Raw genomic sequence first — 16,221 nt, forward strand, 5'->3', positions numbered from 1 at the left:
GGGCAAGGGGGACACCGTGACCCACTGGCGGGCTCTGATCGTCCTGGGCACTGCCCAGTTCCTGATGGTCCTGGACACCGCCGTCATGAACGTCTCGATCAGTCAACTGGTCGACGACTTCGACACGGAGGTCACCGCCATCCAGGCCGTCATCACGCTGTACGCGCTGGTCATGGCAGCCTTCATGATCGTCGGTGGCAGGCTCGGGGACATCTTCGGACGGCGCCGCCTGTTCTTCCTCGGACTCACCGTCTACGCCATCGGCTCGTCCCTGACCGCTCTGGCCCCGACCCTGTGGGTCCTGGCACTGGGCTGGTCGGTCATCGAGGGCCTCGGTGCCGCGATGGTGCTGCCGGCCATGGTGGCCCTCGTCGCCGAGTCCTACCAGGGGCGGGACCGGGCCGTCGCCTACGGCGTCATCGGCGGCCTGGCCGGCGCCGGCATCGCGGTCGGCCCGCTGCTGGGCGGCTGGGTGACGACGTACCTCACCTGGCGACTGGTGTTCGCCGGCGAGGTGGTGCTCGTCGTGGCGATCCTGTGTTTCCACCGGGTGATCACCGAGTCCCCGCGGACGGGCCGGCGGCCCCGGCTGGACGGCGTCGGCGCCGCGCTCTCGGCCGCCGGGCTGGGGCTGGGCGTGCTGGGGGTGCTGCAGAGCAGCACCTGGGGCTGGGTGCAGCCGCGCAATCCGCCCTTCACCGTCCTGGGCTTCGCTCCCACTCTGTTCGTCATCGGCGCCGGAGTGATCGTGCTGGCCGGCTTCGTGCGCTGGGAGCGACGGCGCGCCACGCGGGGCACCGATCCGCTCGTGGACCTGTCGCTGCTGCGCAGGCCTCCGCTGCGGTCCGGCCTGATGATGCTGCTGGGCCAGAACCTCATCCTGCTGGGGCTGTTCTTCACCATTCCGCTCTACCTGCAGGTGGTGCAGGGCTTCGACGCCTTCCAGACCGGTCTGCGGCTGCTCCCGGTATCCGTCACCATGCTGGTCGCTTCCACGGTGGGCTCCCGGCTGGGGCGGATGGCGGGGCCGCGCCGCGTGGTCCGCCTGGCCCTGGCGACGCTGGCGGCGGCCGTCGTGTGGCTGCTGGCCTCCATCGACCCGGTCATCGACGACGCGCAGTTCGCCGGGGCCATGGCCCTGCTGGGCGTGGGCATGGGCCTGCTCGCCTCCCAGCTGGGCAACATCGTCCAGTCCTGCGTCGGCGAGGAGGAGCGCAGCGAGGCGGGAGGGCTGCAGTTCACCGCCCAGAACCTGGGCTCGGCGCTGGGCACCGCGCTCATCGGGTCGCTGCTCATCGGCGCCCTGGCCCACGCCTTCACCACGCAGGTGGAGGGAGATCCCCGGCTGTCGGACGAGGCCCGCCGGCAGACCGGCATCGCTCTGGAGGCCGGCATCAGCTTCGTGTCGACCGACCAGGTCCGCTCGGCGGCCGAGCGCGCCGGGCTGCGGCCGTCCGAGGTCGACGCCCTCGTGGATTCCTACGCCTCGGCCCAGCTGGACGGCCTGAAGGCGGCGATCCTCGCCACCGGAGGCATCACCCTCGCGTCCTTCCTGGTCACCGGGAACCTGCCGAACGCGCGGGCGAGCCGTCCACGGCAGCCGGACACCGGCACCCCGGCGGGCGGCCCCGGACCGGCGCGCTGAAGGCGAAGGAGCCTCGTATGTCCACGACCCGCCACGACGCCCGGCAGGCCCGCAGGGCCGAGCGCCGGGCGCACGCCGACTACACCGGTGGCGTCTACGGCTCCATGCTCGCCGCCTCCGTGGTGATCGGCGCGGGCACCCTGGGGTCGTTCCCGCGCGCCGAGCTGGTACTGCTGCTGCTCCTGACGGGCGCGGTGTTCTGGGTCGCGCACGTGCACGCGCAGCTGTTCGGGGCGCGCCTGGCGCAGCGGGGTCTGGACCGGCGGACCGTGCTGCACGTGTGCCGTGACGAGTGGCCGATCCTCAAGGCCGCGGTCCCGCCGGCCCTCGCGGTGGCCGTCAGCCCGCTGCTGGATCTGGACGTACAGGGCGCCGTATGGCTGGCGCTCGCCGTGGCCGTCGCGGGGCAGGTGGGCTGGTCGGTGGCGGCGGCGATGCGCGCCGGTGCCTCCCGGGCACAGATGACCGCCTCCGCGCTGGTCAACCTGCTGCTCGGCCTCCTGATCATCTCCTTCAAGATCGTCCTGAAGCACTGACGCGGTCCCCCGTTCCGCGTTTCACCTGCACAGGGTGAGGGCGGACAGGGTGCCGGGGCGCACGATCGCGGGGAAGGGCATACCCGGCCCGTCCCAGGCCGCCCTCGGGAGAGCAGCCCATGCGCTACGAGATACGCGTCGACGGACATGTGTCGGAGACGCTGGCCAAGGCCTTCCCGGAACTGAACCATGTGGTCGTGTCCGGTCAGACAGTCCTGTACGGCCCTGTCACCGACGAGGCGCACCTGTACGGCCTGCTGGCGCGCTTCCGGTCCCTGGGGCTGCGCGTGGTGGAAATGCGCCAGTTGCGGGAGTGACCCGGAGGCCGGGAAGCCGCAGCGGGCCGGAGGTCACGGGCTCGCCGTACGGCTGTTCGTGCCGGAGCGGGCGTGGGCCGACGCCCGGCACAGCGGCCCGAGCAGGCACGGTGGGTCAGGGACCCTGCTGCCGGGCCGCGCGACGCCCTTGCAGCCCGCACCGGCGTCCGAGGAAGTCGCGTCCGCGCCCCTCGGGGCCCACGGCGTCGCGATGTCCGGGAAGACGTCGCCGGCCGCCCGGATCAGCCGCTGAAACGCCACTGCACGGCGCCCCGGCTGCTGTCATGGCGGTCGCCGCCGTTATGGGGAGCGAGCACCGACCGCCGCGCATCCTTGGCCTCACCATGGGGATCGCCGCCGCCGTGCCGAGCGGGAGCGGGACCCAGCAGCAGGTTCCGACGCGACGGATCACCCGCTGGGGGTGACCCCGTGGCCGACGGCTCGCGGGACGCTGGTGCGAACGAGGTCCCCGCTCACCGCCCCGCCGACGGTCGGAGCCGGCCTCGTTCGATCACGCCGATCACGTGAGGAGCGACCATGACCATGTCGAGTGGTCCGGCACCGCGCACCGGGCCGGAGCCCGTCCCCGGCGAGGTGGCCCCGGACCCGGCGGGCGACGACACCGCGCGGGCCCTGGCGATCCTCGGGCGTTCGTGGACGTGGATCCTGGGGTCGGCGATCGCGACGCTCGTGCCGGGCGTCCTGGTACTGGTCTGGCCGGACGAGACACTCCACGTGCTCGCCGTCCTCATCGGCCTGTACCTGCTCGTGACCGGGGCCTTCCGGTTCGTTTCGTCCTTCGGCCGGCACGAGCACGGCGAGCGGCTCGGCGGGCTTCTGGTCGCGGTGTTGTACGTACTGGCCGGAGTGCTGTGCCTGCGGAACCCGTTGCAGACCATCACCGCTCTCTCGCTGATCGTCGGGATCGTCTGGCTGGTGTCCGGCGTGGTCGCCCTCCACACGGCCCTCGCCGCCAAGGACCTGCCCCACCGCGGCTTCGTCCTCGCCGCCGCGGTGATCAGCATCGTCGCCGGGATCGTCGTGCTGGCCCTGCCCACCGAGTCGGCCCGCGCCCTGACACGCTTGCTCGGTCTGTGGCTGGTCCTGCTCGGCGTGTTCGAGGCAGTGGTCGCCTTCGCGTGGCGAGCGGCGGTCCGCAGGGCGGTCGCCCCGGCATCGGGCGGCCCCGCCGAGACCGCCTGACGGTCCACTCGGTGCGGAGCCCGGCGGCTCGAGAAGTCGATGCGGATCCGCGTTCCTCCGGGACGGGCCCGCCCAGGGCAGGTGGTTGGCCGGCGCCGTCCGGGCGCCGCGGCCTCAGTCGTCCGGCGGGTGCGGGTCCTGGCCCCGGTGGCCGGTCGTGGGGCAGCGTCGTTTGCGGCGTTCGAGGTGCAGGCGGCCGACGACCGCTCCGAGGTGGACGACCACGCCGACCGCCACCAGCCAGGACAGGATGATCATGACGACGCCGATGGGGCCGTACACCTCCTCGTTGGTCACGATCGCCGAGGAGAAGTAGAGGGCGGAGAAGACGCCCAGGCCCACCCAGCAGACACCGGTGGCGACCGCCGCCGGGAGCAGGGTGCGCCACCGGACGGCTCCCGCCAGCAGCACGTGCATGCTCCACCACCAGAAGAGCGTCGCCATGGCGAGGCCGCACAGGGCCTGCAGCAGCAGCCCGCCGAGTGCTCTGCCGAGGGCGGCCTGCGCCACGCCGTAGGCGAGCAGTGAGGCGAGCCAGTAGAGCTGTGCCACGATGTCCCGCCATCCACGGACGGGAACGTCGAACACCTCCTGGTACCAGCTCTGCAGGACGCCGGCGGTGGCCACGGCCCCCAGGACCAGCAGGAAGGCGCTGGTGACCGTGAGTGTCCCCGTGCCTTGGCCGGGTGAGAAGAGGGACGCCACAGCCTGCGCGGCCTGCTGGTTCAGGCCCAGCCAGTTGGCGAGCACCGCGGAAGCGTCCCGGCCGGCCGTCGCGGTGACGACGATGAGGAAGGGAAAGAAGCACATCATGGCGAGGGCGGCCAGCTGGAACGAGTGGCCGAAGAAGTCGAGCGCGTTGAGCCGACTCCAGAGCTTGCCCACCCCGCCCGTTCCGATGCGCTGGATCACCGTCGAGCGCCTCCGCTCGAGGCGCATCGCCCATGCGAACTGGCGCCGACGTCTCCAGTTCGGAGTACGAGGCGTCCTGCCGCGGTCTGTCATGGATCGAGTGAACCCGCTCCGTGCCACAGCCGCAGCACGGGGCGCCCTGGGAATCGAGTGAACGCTCACGGCGGCCCGGGCGGGCGCGTGCGGCCAGCGGGCGCCGGGAGCGACGGGGCTGCCGCGGCCAGGCGCGGAACGGGGCCGGTCCTCAGCCGGCACTCACACTCACCCGCCCCGGGTGAGGCCGCCCGGGCCTTGCCGTGGGCACGCTGAGACCGGCACGCCTGCCGGGCGCGCACCCGGGACGGAGAAGAGACATGAGCGAGCAGACGTACCTCGCGTACGACTTTCCGCTGTTGAGCGCCTTCTGGACGATGTTGTGGTTCTTCCTCTGGATCCTGTGGTTCGTCCTGCTCTTCCGGATCGTCGTCGACATCTTCCGTGACGACTCCCTGAGCGGCTGGGCCAAGGCCGGCTGGCTCGTGTTCGTCTGCGTCCTGCCCTTCCTGGGCGTGTTCGTCTACGTGATCGCCCGCGGCAGGAACATGGGCCGCCGGGAGATCGAACAGGCGCGCGCTCAGCAGCAGGAGTTCGAGAGCTACGTACGGGAGACCGCCAAGGGCGGCGAAGGGCGGCCCAGCAGCGTCGACGAACTCGCCAGGCTGTCCGAGATCCGCGCCCGTGGCGACATCACGGACGACGAGTTCCGCAGGGCGAAGGAACTGGTCCTGACCGGCTCGGGTGCCGCGGAGCGCCCGGCCGGCGGCACCCCCACCTCCGGTCGCTGAACACCGCCGGACGACCACCCACTGGACGACAGGACACCGAAAGAAGAGGTGAAGAGGATGGCTGGCACACAGCCCGCACGCGCGCGCACGGCCAAGCAGGAGTGGGCCACCGGCCTGATGGCCTTCGCAGCCGTCATGCTCATGATCGCCGGAATACTGGACATCATGAGAGGCATCGCGGCGATCCTCGAGGACGAGGTCTTCCTGACGACCCGGAACTACATCTTCGCGTTCGACCTGACCGGCTGGGGCTGGATCCACCTGGCCCTCGGTGTGGTTGCCGTGATCGTCAGTCTCGGGCTGTTCCAGGCGTCGACCTGGGCCCGGGTCGCCGGCGTGGCCATAGCCGGACTCGTCATCATCGCCAACTTCCTCTCCCTGCCGTACTACCCGGTCTGGTCGATCGTGATGATCGCCATCTCGGCGTTCATCGTCTGGGCCCTGTGCGTGGCACGGAAGGAGGAGTCCTTCGACCCGTTCGAGCGCACGCCGCGCGGCGTGTGACGTCGGCTCGGACGGCGAGGACGGGACACCGTGGTGCCCCATGGGCGCCGCCGACGCTGCTAGGGCGTGTTTCGAAAGTAGCGTCGTCTGCCCGAAGGGCAGGCCCGGCGGCGTCCGGTGCGTGCGATCGCAAGGCGGAGGGTCGCCCCGATACTGGTTGTATCGGGGCGAGCCCGACAACGCGGCGAGCGTGCGTGCCAGGCGTCGCCGGGCAGACGGGACTTTGGGAACACGCCCTACGCGCCGGGCAGGCGCCCGGGACGTCCTGCCTGCCCGGCGCCCCTGCGGGAGGGCGCGGGCCGCCGGACCGTCGGTCCGGGCCGAGGAAGCCGGCCTGCCGACGATGGCCGGCGACGGCGCCCCAGTCCCTGGTCAGGAGGTCGCGGCGCGGCACGCCCCGCCCTTCGCGGAGATCCCCGCCGGCACCCGCGACCACCACGCCCTCGATCCCGGCTCGAAGGAATACCGGCCGACCACGTCGACGTCGCACGCACCGTGAGAGGCGGGCGACGTCCTCGTCGCGGACGTCGAAGCCGTCCGCGCGCGGCTGGGTGGCCGCGGCGTCCTTGTCACCTGACGCGCTCCGCCGAACGCTCCCCCCGTACACCCTTGCGCTCGCGTGCGCTCCGCGTGTCCCGGGCATCGCATTCCTCGACCGACCGTCGAGCGGGGAGGTGCGCGTGCACGGACCGGCTTCGCCCGGCTGGCTGCTGGTCGCGTTGTGTGCGGCGACCGGCGCGTACTGTCTGCTGCGGATGCGCAGCGGCGACGAGGAGCAGCGCCGGGCCGCGGGCGGCGAGGCGCTCATGGGGTTCGGGATGGCCGTGATGGCCGTGCCCACGGCGGCGTTCACCCCGCCGGAGTGGGCCTGGCCGGCGTATGCGGCGGTCTTCGGCGCGGCGGCGCTGCGGGCCCTGTGGGCGGCCCGCTCCAGCGCCCACCATCTGCACCACCTGGTCGGGGCCTCGGCCATGGTCTACATGGCGGTCGTGATGGCCGCCTCGCCCGGACCCGGGCACGGACACGGCGCCGCCGACGTCCCGCTGCTGACGGGCGTGCTGCTGCTGTACTTCGCCGGATACGTCCTCGTCTCCGGAGTCCGGCTGCTGCCCGTGGCCGGAACGGCGGGCAGTGCCGTCGCGTGGAGCGATCGGCCCGAACTGGCGCGGGCGTGCCGTCTGTCGATGGGGATCGGCATGCTCGCGATGCTGCTGACCATGTGAACCCATGTGATCCCATGGAGCCTGACCGGCAGGTGTCGTGGTCTGCGTCACTTGCCGCGACAAGCCGTACCCCTGAGCGCTACGCCGCTCATAGGGTGCTGCCCATGATGGTCCCCGCGGTCCTGCTGCTGCTCGGCGCCCTGACCGCCTTCGTCGGCCCCCGGCTGCTCGCGCGGGCCGACTGGCCGGACCGTGAACCGGTGGTCGCGCTGTGGGCGTGGCAGTGCGTGGTGGCGGCGATGCTGCTGTGCTGCGCGCTCTCCATGACGCTCAGCGCGGCGGCGGCCTGGCAGGCGGTGCGCGGGCATGTCTTCGCGCCGGCGCCGCGCGCGGTGGTGGAGGCCTACGCGCTGAGCGCGACGGGCCCTTGGGCCGCGGCGACCGCGGTGGCGCTGGCGAGCGCCGGACTGTGGAGCGGGGCGATGCTCGTACGGGAGATCGTCCGGGCCCGGGCCCGGCGTCGGCACCGGCGGGCCGAACTGCGGCTGCGAGCACCGCTGTTGCCGGGTGAGGAGTCGGCGACCGGACGGCTCGTGGTGCTGGAGGACGAGCGGCCCGACGCCTGGTGGCTGGCGGGCGGGACGCCCCGACTGGTGGTCAGCACCGCCGCGTTGCGCCGACTCAAGGGGCGTCAGCTCGACGCGGTCCTCGCGCACGAGCAGGGGCACGCCCAGGCGCGGCACGACTGGCTGCTGCACTGTTCCGCGGCGCTGGCCAACGGCTTCCCGCAGGTGCCGGTGTTCGCCGCGTTCCGCGACGAGATGCACCGACTGGTCGAACTCGCCGCCGACGACATGGCCTCCCGCCGCTTCGGCCGGCTGACCACCGCGCTCGCGCTGGTGGAACTCAACGAGGACCGGGGCGTGTTCGGCCCCTCCCCCACTCCGCAGGCCCACGTTCCGCAGCGCGTGCACCGTCTGCTCACGCCCCCGGACCGGCTCACGGCGGCCCGCAGACTGCGGCTGACGGCCGCGGCCGCGCTGATCCCGGTGATCCCGGTGCTGGTGACGCTGGTGCCGGGCCTACGGGCGCTCGGCTGACCGCAGGCGGGCCGGAAGTCGCCCCCGGGTTGGCTTCGGATCCCGCAGTTCGGCAAGGATCACTTCATGCACAACCTGTCCGTCGACTCCCCGCCCACCGCGTCGCCCTGTCGCACGGCCGTCCGCGCCGGCCTGGTCCTGGGACTGTGCTCCGTCCTCCTCCTGGTCCTGGTCGCGGCCGAGTGGCACCCCCTGATCTCCGTCGACGGCGACGTCTCGCGCACGACCCACCGCTGGGCCGTCGCCGACCCCGACGTCACCCAGGTCTGCCGCGTCCTCACCGACTGGGTCTGGGACCCGCTGACGATGCGCCTGCTGTGCGCGGCGGTCGCCCTCTGGCTGGTGTGGCGGCGCTCGGCCTGGTGGACGGCCGCGTGGCTGGTCACCACGTCGGCCGTGGGCACACTCCTCCAACAGGGCGTCAAGGCCGCTGTCGGCCGCGAACGCCCCGTCTGGCCCGACCCCGTCGACTCCGCCCACTACGCGGCCTACCCCTCCGGCCACGCCCTGACGGCGACGGTGGTCCTCGGCCTCCTCCTGTGGCTCCTGTACCGCCACGGCCCCGACCCCGTCGTATGGCGTACGGCGGTCGCGCTGGCCGTCGTCTCCGTGGTGGGCGTGGGACTGACCCGGATCTGGCTGGGCGTCCACTGGCCGTCGGACGTCCTGGGCGGCTGGCTCATGGGGACGATGCTGGTGGCCCTGGCGATCGCGGCCCATCTTCGGTGGCGACCATGAGCGGTGCCGCGGCGGCGGTGTGCCCGCGTCGGCCGGACGGCGCCTTCCGGGCGGGGCGCAGGTGTGTCCTGCCCGTCCGCCGACCGAGGACGAGGCCCGTCGAGGGCCGAAGCGGGGGTCCGGGGACGGCAGTTCCCGGAACAAGGCCCGCACCAGCACGACGGCGTCCGGGAGGGCGCCTTCGTCCGTGTGCTCTGTGACGCCGATCTTCCTCTCTTCTGGAACGTCGACGCGCCGCGTCCGTAAGATCCACCGCATGACTGCCGCCGTGCTGTTCGACTTCTCCGGGACCCTCTTCCGGGTCGAGTCCACCGAGTCCTGGCTGCGTGCCGTGCTCGACGCGGCGGGCGTCGCGCTGCCCGAGGCGGAGGTCGTCGAGACGGCGCGGGCGCTGGAGACGGCCGGGGCGTTGCCGGGCGGGGCTGCTCCCCTGCGGGTGCCGCGGGAACTGGCCGGTCTGTGGCCGGTGCGGGACCAGAGCGCGCAGTTGCACCGGGCCACGTACACCGGCCTCTCCCGTCAGGTGCCCCTGCCCGACCCGGGCCTCCACGACGCGCTGTACGACCGGCACATGACGCCGGCCGCCTGGGGCCCGTACCCCGACGCCTTCGCTGTACTGAGCGCGCTGCGTGAGCGTGGGATCCGGGTGGGCGTGGTGAGCAACATCGGCTGGGATCTGCGGCCGGTGTTCCGTGAGCACGGCTTCGACCCGTTGGTCGACGCGTACGTGCTGTCGTACGAGTACGGAGTGCAGAAGCCGGATCCGCGGCTGTTCGCGACGGCGTGCGAGGCGCTCGGCGCCGATCCGCGGTCGACACTGATGGTGGGCGACAGCCGGGATGCGGACGGCGGGGCGGCGGCGCTGGGCTGCGCGGTGCACTTCGTGGACCATCTGCCGGCGGCCGAACGACCCGACGGGCTGCGGCCGGTGCTGGATCTGGTGGGCCTGGCGGGCTGAGTCCGGGGGTGGCTCGCTTCCGCGATGCCGCGGTCTGGCGATTCGGCAGTGCGCGATTGGGCGGTTTCGCGATCGGAAGCGGAATCCCGGACGACAGGAAAGGAGCCTCAGGCCACCAATAGGGGGAATGCGCGCCCACTCTGGACGATCCCCCGCGTCGCCCAGAGCAGGCGGCGCCCGGCACGACTCCGAACGGAACGGATCGGACCGGGATGCGCTGAGTATAGTTGGCTGGCAGCCAGTCAACGCAGGAGTTACAGGATGTCCCCGCGCAGCGCCTCGGTCAATGAAGAATTGCGGCGCCGTTCCCGGGAGCGGCTCCTGCAGGCCGCGGTCGAGTTGGTGAGCGAGCGCGGGTACGACGCGACGACGCTCGGTGACATCACGGACCGGGCGGGCTCGGCACGCGGGCTGGTGTCGTACTACTTCCCCGGCAAGCGCCAGCTGGTGCAGTCGGCCGTGCACCGGCTGATGCACCGCACGCTGGAGGAGGTCCTGGAACGGGAGCCGCGCACCGAGGACGGCCGGGAGCGGATGGCGCGGGCCATCGACGCGATCCTGGGGCTGGCCCGGGACCGGACGGTGCTCATGCGCCAGCACATGGCGGGGCTGCTCCAGGCGGAGGGCTTCGTGCAGTGTCCGGAGCAGCAGCGGCTGGCCGAGCTGCTGCGGGACACGGTGGTCCGGCACGGCTCACGAGACGTCGACGCCGACTACCCGATGCTGCGCGCCCTGCTGATGGGGTCCGTCTACGCGATGGTGCTGCCCAACGTGGGCATGCCGATCGCGCCCGTGCGCGCCGAGTTGTTCGCGCGCTACCGGCTCGACTGGAACCTGGGCGTCCCGCCGGGCGCCGAGGCGCCCGGCGGGAGCTGTGACACGGACCTGTCGCGGTTCTTCGCGACAGAGCTGCCGGTCGGTGATCAGTCGAAGTAGTCCGGCTGGGTCTGGACGTTCAGCTCACGCAGCCGGACGTACTTGGCCGGATCCGTGCGCCGGTCGTTGAGCTTCAGCACGTCGAAGCCCTTGGCGATGTCGTTCGAGTAGATGTAGCCGTTGTAGTAGTACGCCGACCAGGAGCCGGCGGTGGTCAGCTTCTCGGTGTCCACCGGGCCGCGCTCGAAGTAGGCGATCTCCTTCGGGTGGGCGGAGTCGGTGAAGTCCCAGACGGAGACGCCGCCCTGGTACCAGGCCTGGACCATGAGGTCCCTGCCCCTGACCGGGATCAGCGAGCCGTTGTGCGCCACGCAGACCTCGACGTCCGCCTGATGCCGGTCGATCTTGAAGTAGCTGCGGAAGACGAGCTTGCGGTGGTCGCCCTTGCCGACGATGTCGTAGATGCCGTCGGCACCCCTGTTCGGGCCGGTCTCCGCGTTGCAGGTGGCCGCGCCGCCGCCGCCCAGCTCGTCGGTGAAGACGACCTTGTTCGCCTTCTGGTTGAAGGTCGCCGAGTGCCAGAACGCGAAGTTCACGTTGTCCTGGACCTGGTCGATGACCTTCGGGTTCTCCGGGTCCTTGATGGAGAACAGGATGCCGTCGCCCATGCAGGCTCCGGCCGCCAGGTCCTTCTCCGGGAGCACCGTGATGTCGTGGCATCCGGTGGTCTTGGAGACGCCCGGGTTGGTGGGCCCGCCCGGGTTGCCGCCGCCGTCCGGTCCCTCACCGGGGAACAGCACGGGGAAGTTCACGATCGCGGCCTTCTCGGGCGCGTTCCGCGGCACCTTGATGATCGAGATGCCGTCGTGCGGGGGCTGGCAGTCGGGGTAGGCCGCGTTGGGCGAGTACGAGGAGACGTACACGTAGACGTTCTTGCGCTCCGGCACCAGCGTGTGGGTGTGCGAGCCGCAGGCGGTCTCGACGGCGGCGACGTACTTCGGGTTCCTCTTGTCGCTGATGTCGAAGATCTTCATGCCCTCCCAGGAGGACTTCTCGGTCGCGGGCTGCGTGGTGCTGTTGCAACTGCTGTCGCTGCGCGAGGAGTCGGTGGAGAGGAAGAGCAGGTTTCCGGAGACGGAGATGTCGTTCTGCGAGCCGGGGCAGAGCACCTCGGCGACGGACTTGGGGGCCTTCGGGTTGCTGATGTCGAAGACGCGGAAGCCGTCGTAGTTGCCGGCGAAGGCGTACTTCCCCTGGAAGGCCAGGTCCGAGTTGGTGCCCTTCAGGGCCTCCTTCGGGATGTTGGCGACGTGTTGGACGTTGGCGGAGTGGACGATCTCGTCCTTGCCGGGTAACTGGCCCTCGGCGATCGCCTCGGCCACCTCGGCCCGCACGCCTTGGGAGACTTCGCGCTCCACGGCCGGGCCGTCCCCCGGGTCGGGGGTCGCGGCCGCCGGGACAGCCGTGAGGAGCGTGGCCAGGAGCCCGGCACAGGCCGCGGCGACTCCCAGGCGTCTGCGCCGCGTTCGGGGATCGTTCAACAGGGTCACTGCGTCCTCCCTTGTTGCCGTTCACAGGGAACGGTTCACGGTCCTCCGAAGTATCGTCTTCATCATGCACAGATCAACAGTCGGCAACACACTCGTCATGAATGTTTTTGATCAGTGGCGCACAGACTCGTGTTAGGCCGGTCCACGTTCCGGTCAGGTCCGCACAGGTCGTCAACCCGGCTCCATCAGGAGGTCGTTGTGCTCTTCCGCCGCGCGCCCCTTGTCACCGCCTCGCTGCTCGTGCTCGCCCTCGGGGGCTGTGACTCCGGGTCGGACGACACCAAGTCGGATGCGGCGAGCGGCCCATCGGTGATCGCACCGGGCATGCCGGGCGAGGAGAACCGGACACTGTCCGCCGAGGACGCGGCCGAACAGCGCGCCGAGGACGACACCCCGAACTCGGCGGACGTCTCCTTCGCCCGCATGATGATCGAGCACCACGCCCAGGCCCTGGAGATGACCGGACTGGCCCCGAAACAGGCCGAGTCCGCGCAGGTGAAGGCCCTCGCCTCACGGATCTCCGCCGCACAGGGGCCGGAGATCGAGGCGATGAGGAGCTGGCTGACGACCCACGCCAAGGGCGGCGAGAGCGGGGCGAGCGGTGGGCACGACCACGCCGCGATGCCCGGGATGGCCACCGAGGCGCAGCTGAAGAAGCTGCGGACGGCTCGCGGCAAGGCCTTCGACGAGCTGTTCCTCACCCTGATGATCACCCATCACGAGGGCGCCCTCACCATGGCCGCGGACGTGAAGGCGCAGGGGAACAACATCCGCATCGAGGAGATGGCGGACGACGTGGTGGCGGAGCAGACGGCGGAGATCACGCGGATGCGGAGGATGTTGTGAGCGGGCCGAGCGCGCAGCGGACGTAGCGTGACCGCATGGTCACTCTTCGCTCGAACGGTCCCGCGGCCGCAGATGGCGCACCGCACCCTGTCAGCGCGACGGCGGCGGTGCGATGCTGGAAGAACCAGCGCTCTCCTGCGCCTGCCGGGGTAAGGAGTTCGGCCGTGCTGCGTGTCGCCGTCGTCGGCTCCGGGCCGAGTGGGGTCTACAGCGCCCAGAGCCTCGTCCAGCAGGACTCCGAGGTGCTCGTCGACGTCCTGGACCGGCTGCCGTGCCCGTACGGGCTGGTGCGCTACGGCGTCGCCCCGGACCACGAGAAGATCAAGTCGCTCCAGCAGAACCTGCGGACGGTGCTGGAGCACGAGCGGGTGCGCTTCCTCGGCGGAGTACGGGTCGGCGCGGACGGGGTGCCCGTCGAGCGGCTGCGGGAGCTGTACCACGCGGTCGTGTACTGCGTGGGCGCCGCGACGGACCGCCACCTGGGGATCCCGGGCGAAAACCTCCCGGGCAGCTGGTCGGCGACCCAGTTCGTGGCCTGGTACAGCGCCCACCCGGACGCCGTCACCGACCGCTTCCTGTCCGGCGCGCGTACGGCCGTGGTGATCGGCGTGGGGAACGTCGCCGTGGACGTCACCCGGATCCTGGCGCGCGGCGCGGCGGAGCTGAGCCCCACCGACATGCCACAGGCCGCGCTGAGCGCGCTGGCCGCGAGCGAGGTGACCGAGATCCACATGGTGGGGCGCCGCGGGCCGTCCCAGGCCCGCTTCACCACCAAGGAGTTGCGCGAGCTGGGCGCCCTGCCGGACACCGACGTGCTGGTGGACGAGGCGGAGCTGGCCCTGGACCCGGCATACACCGACCCGTCCGCGCTGCCGGCGGCGCTGCGCCGCAACGTGGAAGTACTGCGCGGCTGGGCGGCCACGCCGCCCCGGGGCCTACGGCGCCGGATCCACCTGCGCTTCTTCCTGCGGCCCGTCGAACTGTCGGCCGGCGGCGGCCGGGTGCGGGCGGTGCGCTTCGAGCGGACCGCCCCGGACGGGCGCGGCGGAGTGAGGGGGACCGGCCGGTACGAGGACGTCGAGACACAGTTGGTGCTGCGGTCGGTGGGCTATCGCGGAGTGCCGCTGGAGGGGCTGCCGTTCGACGCGGAACGGGGCACGGTTCCCCATCTCGCCGGGCGGGTGCTGCGCGAGGGCGTGGTCGCGCCGGGCGAGTACGTGGCCGGCTGGATCAAGCGGGGCCCGACCGGTGTCATCGGCACCAACCGGCCGTGCGCGAAGGAGACGGTGACCTCCCTGCTGGAGGACGCCCCCGCCCTCGTACGACGGGAGCTGCCCGGTGATCCGCTGCCGCTGCTGCGGGAAGCGGGGGTGGAGCCGGTCGAGTGGGCGGGGTGGCAGGCGATCGAGCGGGCGGAGGCGGAGCTCGGGGCCTCGCTGGGGCGGAGTGTGGTGAAGCTTCCGGACTGGGCGTCGCTGCGGGCGGCGGCGAGCCGGGCGGAGGCAGGTGTACGGGACACGCAACGGCAACATCCGTGAAATCAACAAACTGTTCAAGGCTCGTACGGTCTCGTGCTGTCCGGATGTCGCCTGCCGTGCGGATGCCGCCCGCCGCTCGGGCGCCGCCGCTTGTCCCCCGCCGCCTTCTCCGTCCCCCGCCGCTCTGGAGTGCCCATGGCCACGACCGCGCCCGTTCATCCCGTCGACGAGGTGCCACCCGCCCGCCAGTTGGCCGTCTTCGGTCTGCAGCATGTGCTCGCGATGTACGCGGGCGCGGTGGCCGTGCCGCTGATCGTGGGCGGCGCGATGAAGCTGTCGCCCGCCGACCTGGCGTATCTGATCACGGCGGACCTGCTGATCTGCGGTGTCGCCACGCTCATCCAGTGCGTGGGTTTCTGGCGCTTCGGGGCGCGGCTGCCGATCATGCAGGGCTGTACGTTCGCGGCCGTGTCGCCCATGGTGCTGATCGGGACGACGGGCGGGGGACTGCCCGCGATCTACGGCTCGGTGATCGTCGCGGGGCTCGCGATCGTGCTGCTCGCGCCCGTGTTCGGCCGACTGCTCAGATTCTTCCCGCCGCTCGTCACGGGCACGGTGATCCTGGTCATCGGCCTGTCGCTGCTGCCGGTCGCGGGCAACTGGGCCGCCGGCGGGGCCGGTTCGGCGGACTTCGGGGAGCCGAAGAACATCGCGCTCGCCGCGTTCGTGCTGTTGGTCGTGCTGGGCGTGCAACGGTTCGCACCGGCTTTCCTGAGCCGGATCGCGGTGCTGATCGGCATCGCGGTGGGCCTGGCGGTGGCCGTCCCCTTCGGCTTCACGGACTTCGGCGGGGTCCGGGACGCCGACTGGCTCGGGATCAGTACGCCGTTCCACTTCGGAGCGCCGGCCTTCGAGGCGTCGGCGATCGTCTCGATGCTGGTGGTGGCGCTGGTGACGATGACCGAGACGACCGGTGACCTGATCGCGGTCGGCGAGATGACCGGCCGCAGGGTCGAGCCGCGCGCGCTCTCGGACGGCCTGCGCGCCGACGGCCTGTCCACCGTCCTCGGCGGTGTGTTCAACACCTTCCCGTACACGGCGTACGCGCAGAACGTGGGCCTCGTGGGCATGACGCGGGTGCGCAGCCGCTGGGTCGTCGCCGCTGCCGGAGGCATCCTCGTCCTGCTCGGACTGCTGCCCAAGCTGGGCGCGGTGGTCGCGGCCGTCCCGGCGCCGGTGCTGGGCGGCGCGGGGCTGGTGATGTTCGGGACGGTCGCGGCGAGCGGCCTCAGGACCCTGGCCGAGGTCGACTTCAAGGGCAACCACCAGCTGACCGTGGTGGCCGTGTCGGTGGCGATCGGCATGCTGCCGGTCGGTGTGCCGACGGTCTACGAGAAGTTCCCGGACTGGTTCCAGACGGTGATGAACAGCGGGATCAGCGCGGGCTGTGTGACCGCGGTCGGCTTGAACCTGCTCTTCAACCACCTTCCCGCGAAAGGTGGTTCGGGCGCCGCGGCGGCCGGCGGCGTCGGGGAGGGTGTCGAGAAGTCCCGGGACGACAGCGCCTGAGA

At 71.7% G+C, this 16,221-nt stretch carries 16 protein-coding genes; 14 read left to right on the forward strand and 2 right to left on the reverse strand.

Features of this window, described 5'->3' with window-relative positions; all coding sequences use genetic code 11:
- Positions 1–16 precede the first annotated feature (16 nt).
- From ACPT94_RS09495 to ACPT94_RS09510, 4 genes are all read left to right on the forward strand, one after another.
- Positions 17–1,645, forward strand: a complete 1,629-nt coding sequence (locus ACPT94_RS09495; RefSeq protein ID WP_360331267.1) for an MFS transporter — start codon at positions 17–19, stop codon at positions 1,643–1,645.
- A 17-nt stretch (positions 1,646–1,662) separates the two neighbouring features.
- Positions 1,663–2,181 (forward strand): hypothetical protein, encoded by a 519-nt coding sequence (locus ACPT94_RS09500; RefSeq protein ID WP_425245639.1) that lies wholly within the window; start codon positions 1,663–1,665, stop codon positions 2,179–2,181.
- 119 nt (positions 2,182–2,300) lie between these two features.
- Positions 2,301–2,498 (forward strand): DUF8691 family protein, encoded by a 198-nt coding sequence (locus ACPT94_RS09505; protein WP_360331272.1) that lies wholly within the window; start codon positions 2,301–2,303, stop codon positions 2,496–2,498.
- 537 nt (positions 2,499–3,035) lie between these two features.
- The gene (locus tag ACPT94_RS09510; protein ID WP_360331274.1) at positions 3,036–3,701 is read left to right on the forward strand and encodes an HdeD family acid-resistance protein; all 666 of its coding nucleotides are present in this window, start codon (positions 3,036–3,038) and stop codon (positions 3,699–3,701) included.
- A 114-nt stretch (positions 3,702–3,815) separates the two neighbouring features.
- On the opposite strand, the gene ACPT94_RS09515 is transcribed toward ACPT94_RS09510, so the two are convergent.
- On the reverse strand, positions 3,816–4,613 hold the full coding sequence (locus tag ACPT94_RS09515) for a YhjD/YihY/BrkB family envelope integrity protein (RefSeq protein ID WP_360331277.1): 798 nt from the start codon (positions 4,611–4,613) through the stop codon (positions 3,816–3,818).
- A 353-nt stretch (positions 4,614–4,966) separates the two neighbouring features.
- On the opposite strand from ACPT94_RS09515, the gene ACPT94_RS09520 reads away from it, so the two are divergent.
- The 7 genes from ACPT94_RS09520 to ACPT94_RS09550 all read left to right on the forward strand — a co-directional run bounded on the left by ACPT94_RS09520 (position 4,967) and on the right by ACPT94_RS09550 (position 10,836).
- On the forward strand, positions 4,967–5,437 hold the full coding sequence (locus ACPT94_RS09520; RefSeq protein ID WP_360331280.1) for an SHOCT domain-containing protein: 471 nt from the start codon (positions 4,967–4,969) through the stop codon (positions 5,435–5,437).
- A 57-nt stretch (positions 5,438–5,494) separates the two neighbouring features.
- Positions 5,495–5,941 carry a DUF7144 family membrane protein gene (locus ACPT94_RS09525; RefSeq protein WP_360331282.1) on the forward strand — a complete coding sequence of 149 codons (447 nt, stop codon included), beginning with the start codon at positions 5,495–5,497 and terminating at the stop codon, positions 5,939–5,941.
- A 680-nt stretch (positions 5,942–6,621) separates the two neighbouring features.
- Positions 6,622–7,164 (forward strand): DUF5134 domain-containing protein, encoded by a 543-nt coding sequence (locus tag ACPT94_RS09530; protein ID WP_360331284.1) that lies wholly within the window; start codon positions 6,622–6,624, stop codon positions 7,162–7,164.
- Between the two features lie 104 nt (positions 7,165–7,268).
- On the forward strand, positions 7,269–8,204 hold the full coding sequence (locus tag ACPT94_RS09535) for a M56 family metallopeptidase (protein WP_360331287.1): 936 nt from the start codon (positions 7,269–7,271) through the stop codon (positions 8,202–8,204).
- Positions 8,205–8,270: 66 nt separating this feature from the next.
- Entirely contained in the window at positions 8,271–8,942 is a 672-nt protein-coding gene (locus tag ACPT94_RS09540) for a phosphatase PAP2 family protein (RefSeq protein ID WP_360331290.1), read from the forward strand.
- Between the two features lie 256 nt (positions 8,943–9,198).
- Positions 9,199–9,900 carry an HAD family hydrolase gene (locus ACPT94_RS09545; RefSeq protein ID WP_360331293.1) on the forward strand — a complete coding sequence of 234 codons (702 nt, stop codon included), beginning with the start codon at positions 9,199–9,201 and terminating at the stop codon, positions 9,898–9,900.
- 261 nt (positions 9,901–10,161) lie between these two features.
- A complete protein-coding gene (locus ACPT94_RS09550) occupies positions 10,162–10,836 on the forward strand; it encodes a TetR/AcrR family transcriptional regulator (RefSeq protein WP_360331296.1) in 675 nt (224 codons plus the stop codon).
- Here ACPT94_RS09550 and ACPT94_RS09555 read toward each other — a convergent pair.
- Positions 10,824–12,326, reverse strand: a complete 1,503-nt coding sequence (locus ACPT94_RS09555) for an LVIVD repeat-containing protein (RefSeq protein ID WP_360331300.1) — start codon at positions 12,324–12,326, stop codon at positions 10,824–10,826. The genes ACPT94_RS09550 and ACPT94_RS09555 overlap by 13 nt on opposite strands.
- 198 nt (positions 12,327–12,524) lie before the next feature.
- Between ACPT94_RS09555 and ACPT94_RS09560 the strand changes: the two genes are divergently transcribed.
- The 3 genes from ACPT94_RS09560 to ACPT94_RS09570 all read left to right on the forward strand — a co-directional run bounded on the left by ACPT94_RS09560 (position 12,525) and on the right by ACPT94_RS09570 (position 16,219).
- Positions 12,525–13,172, forward strand: coding sequence for a DUF305 domain-containing protein (locus tag ACPT94_RS09560; protein WP_425245640.1), 648 nt, complete (start codon positions 12,525–12,527; stop codon positions 13,170–13,172).
- A gap of 164 nt (positions 13,173–13,336) precedes the next feature.
- Positions 13,337–14,710 carry an FAD-dependent oxidoreductase gene (locus tag ACPT94_RS09565; RefSeq protein ID WP_360331306.1) on the forward strand — a complete coding sequence of 458 codons (1,374 nt, stop codon included), beginning with the start codon at positions 13,337–13,339 and terminating at the stop codon, positions 14,708–14,710.
- A gap of 135 nt (positions 14,711–14,845) precedes the next feature.
- Complete coding sequence (locus ACPT94_RS09570) at positions 14,846–16,219, forward strand: nucleobase:cation symporter-2 family protein (protein WP_360331308.1); 1,374 nt, start codon at positions 14,846–14,848, stop codon at positions 16,217–16,219.
- The last annotated feature ends 2 nt before the right edge of the window (positions 16,220–16,221 follow it).

Source organism: Streptomyces aurantiaciflavus (assembly GCF_049808595.1).
Taxonomy (GTDB): Bacteria; Actinomycetota; Actinomycetes; order Streptomycetales; family Streptomycetaceae; genus Streptomyces.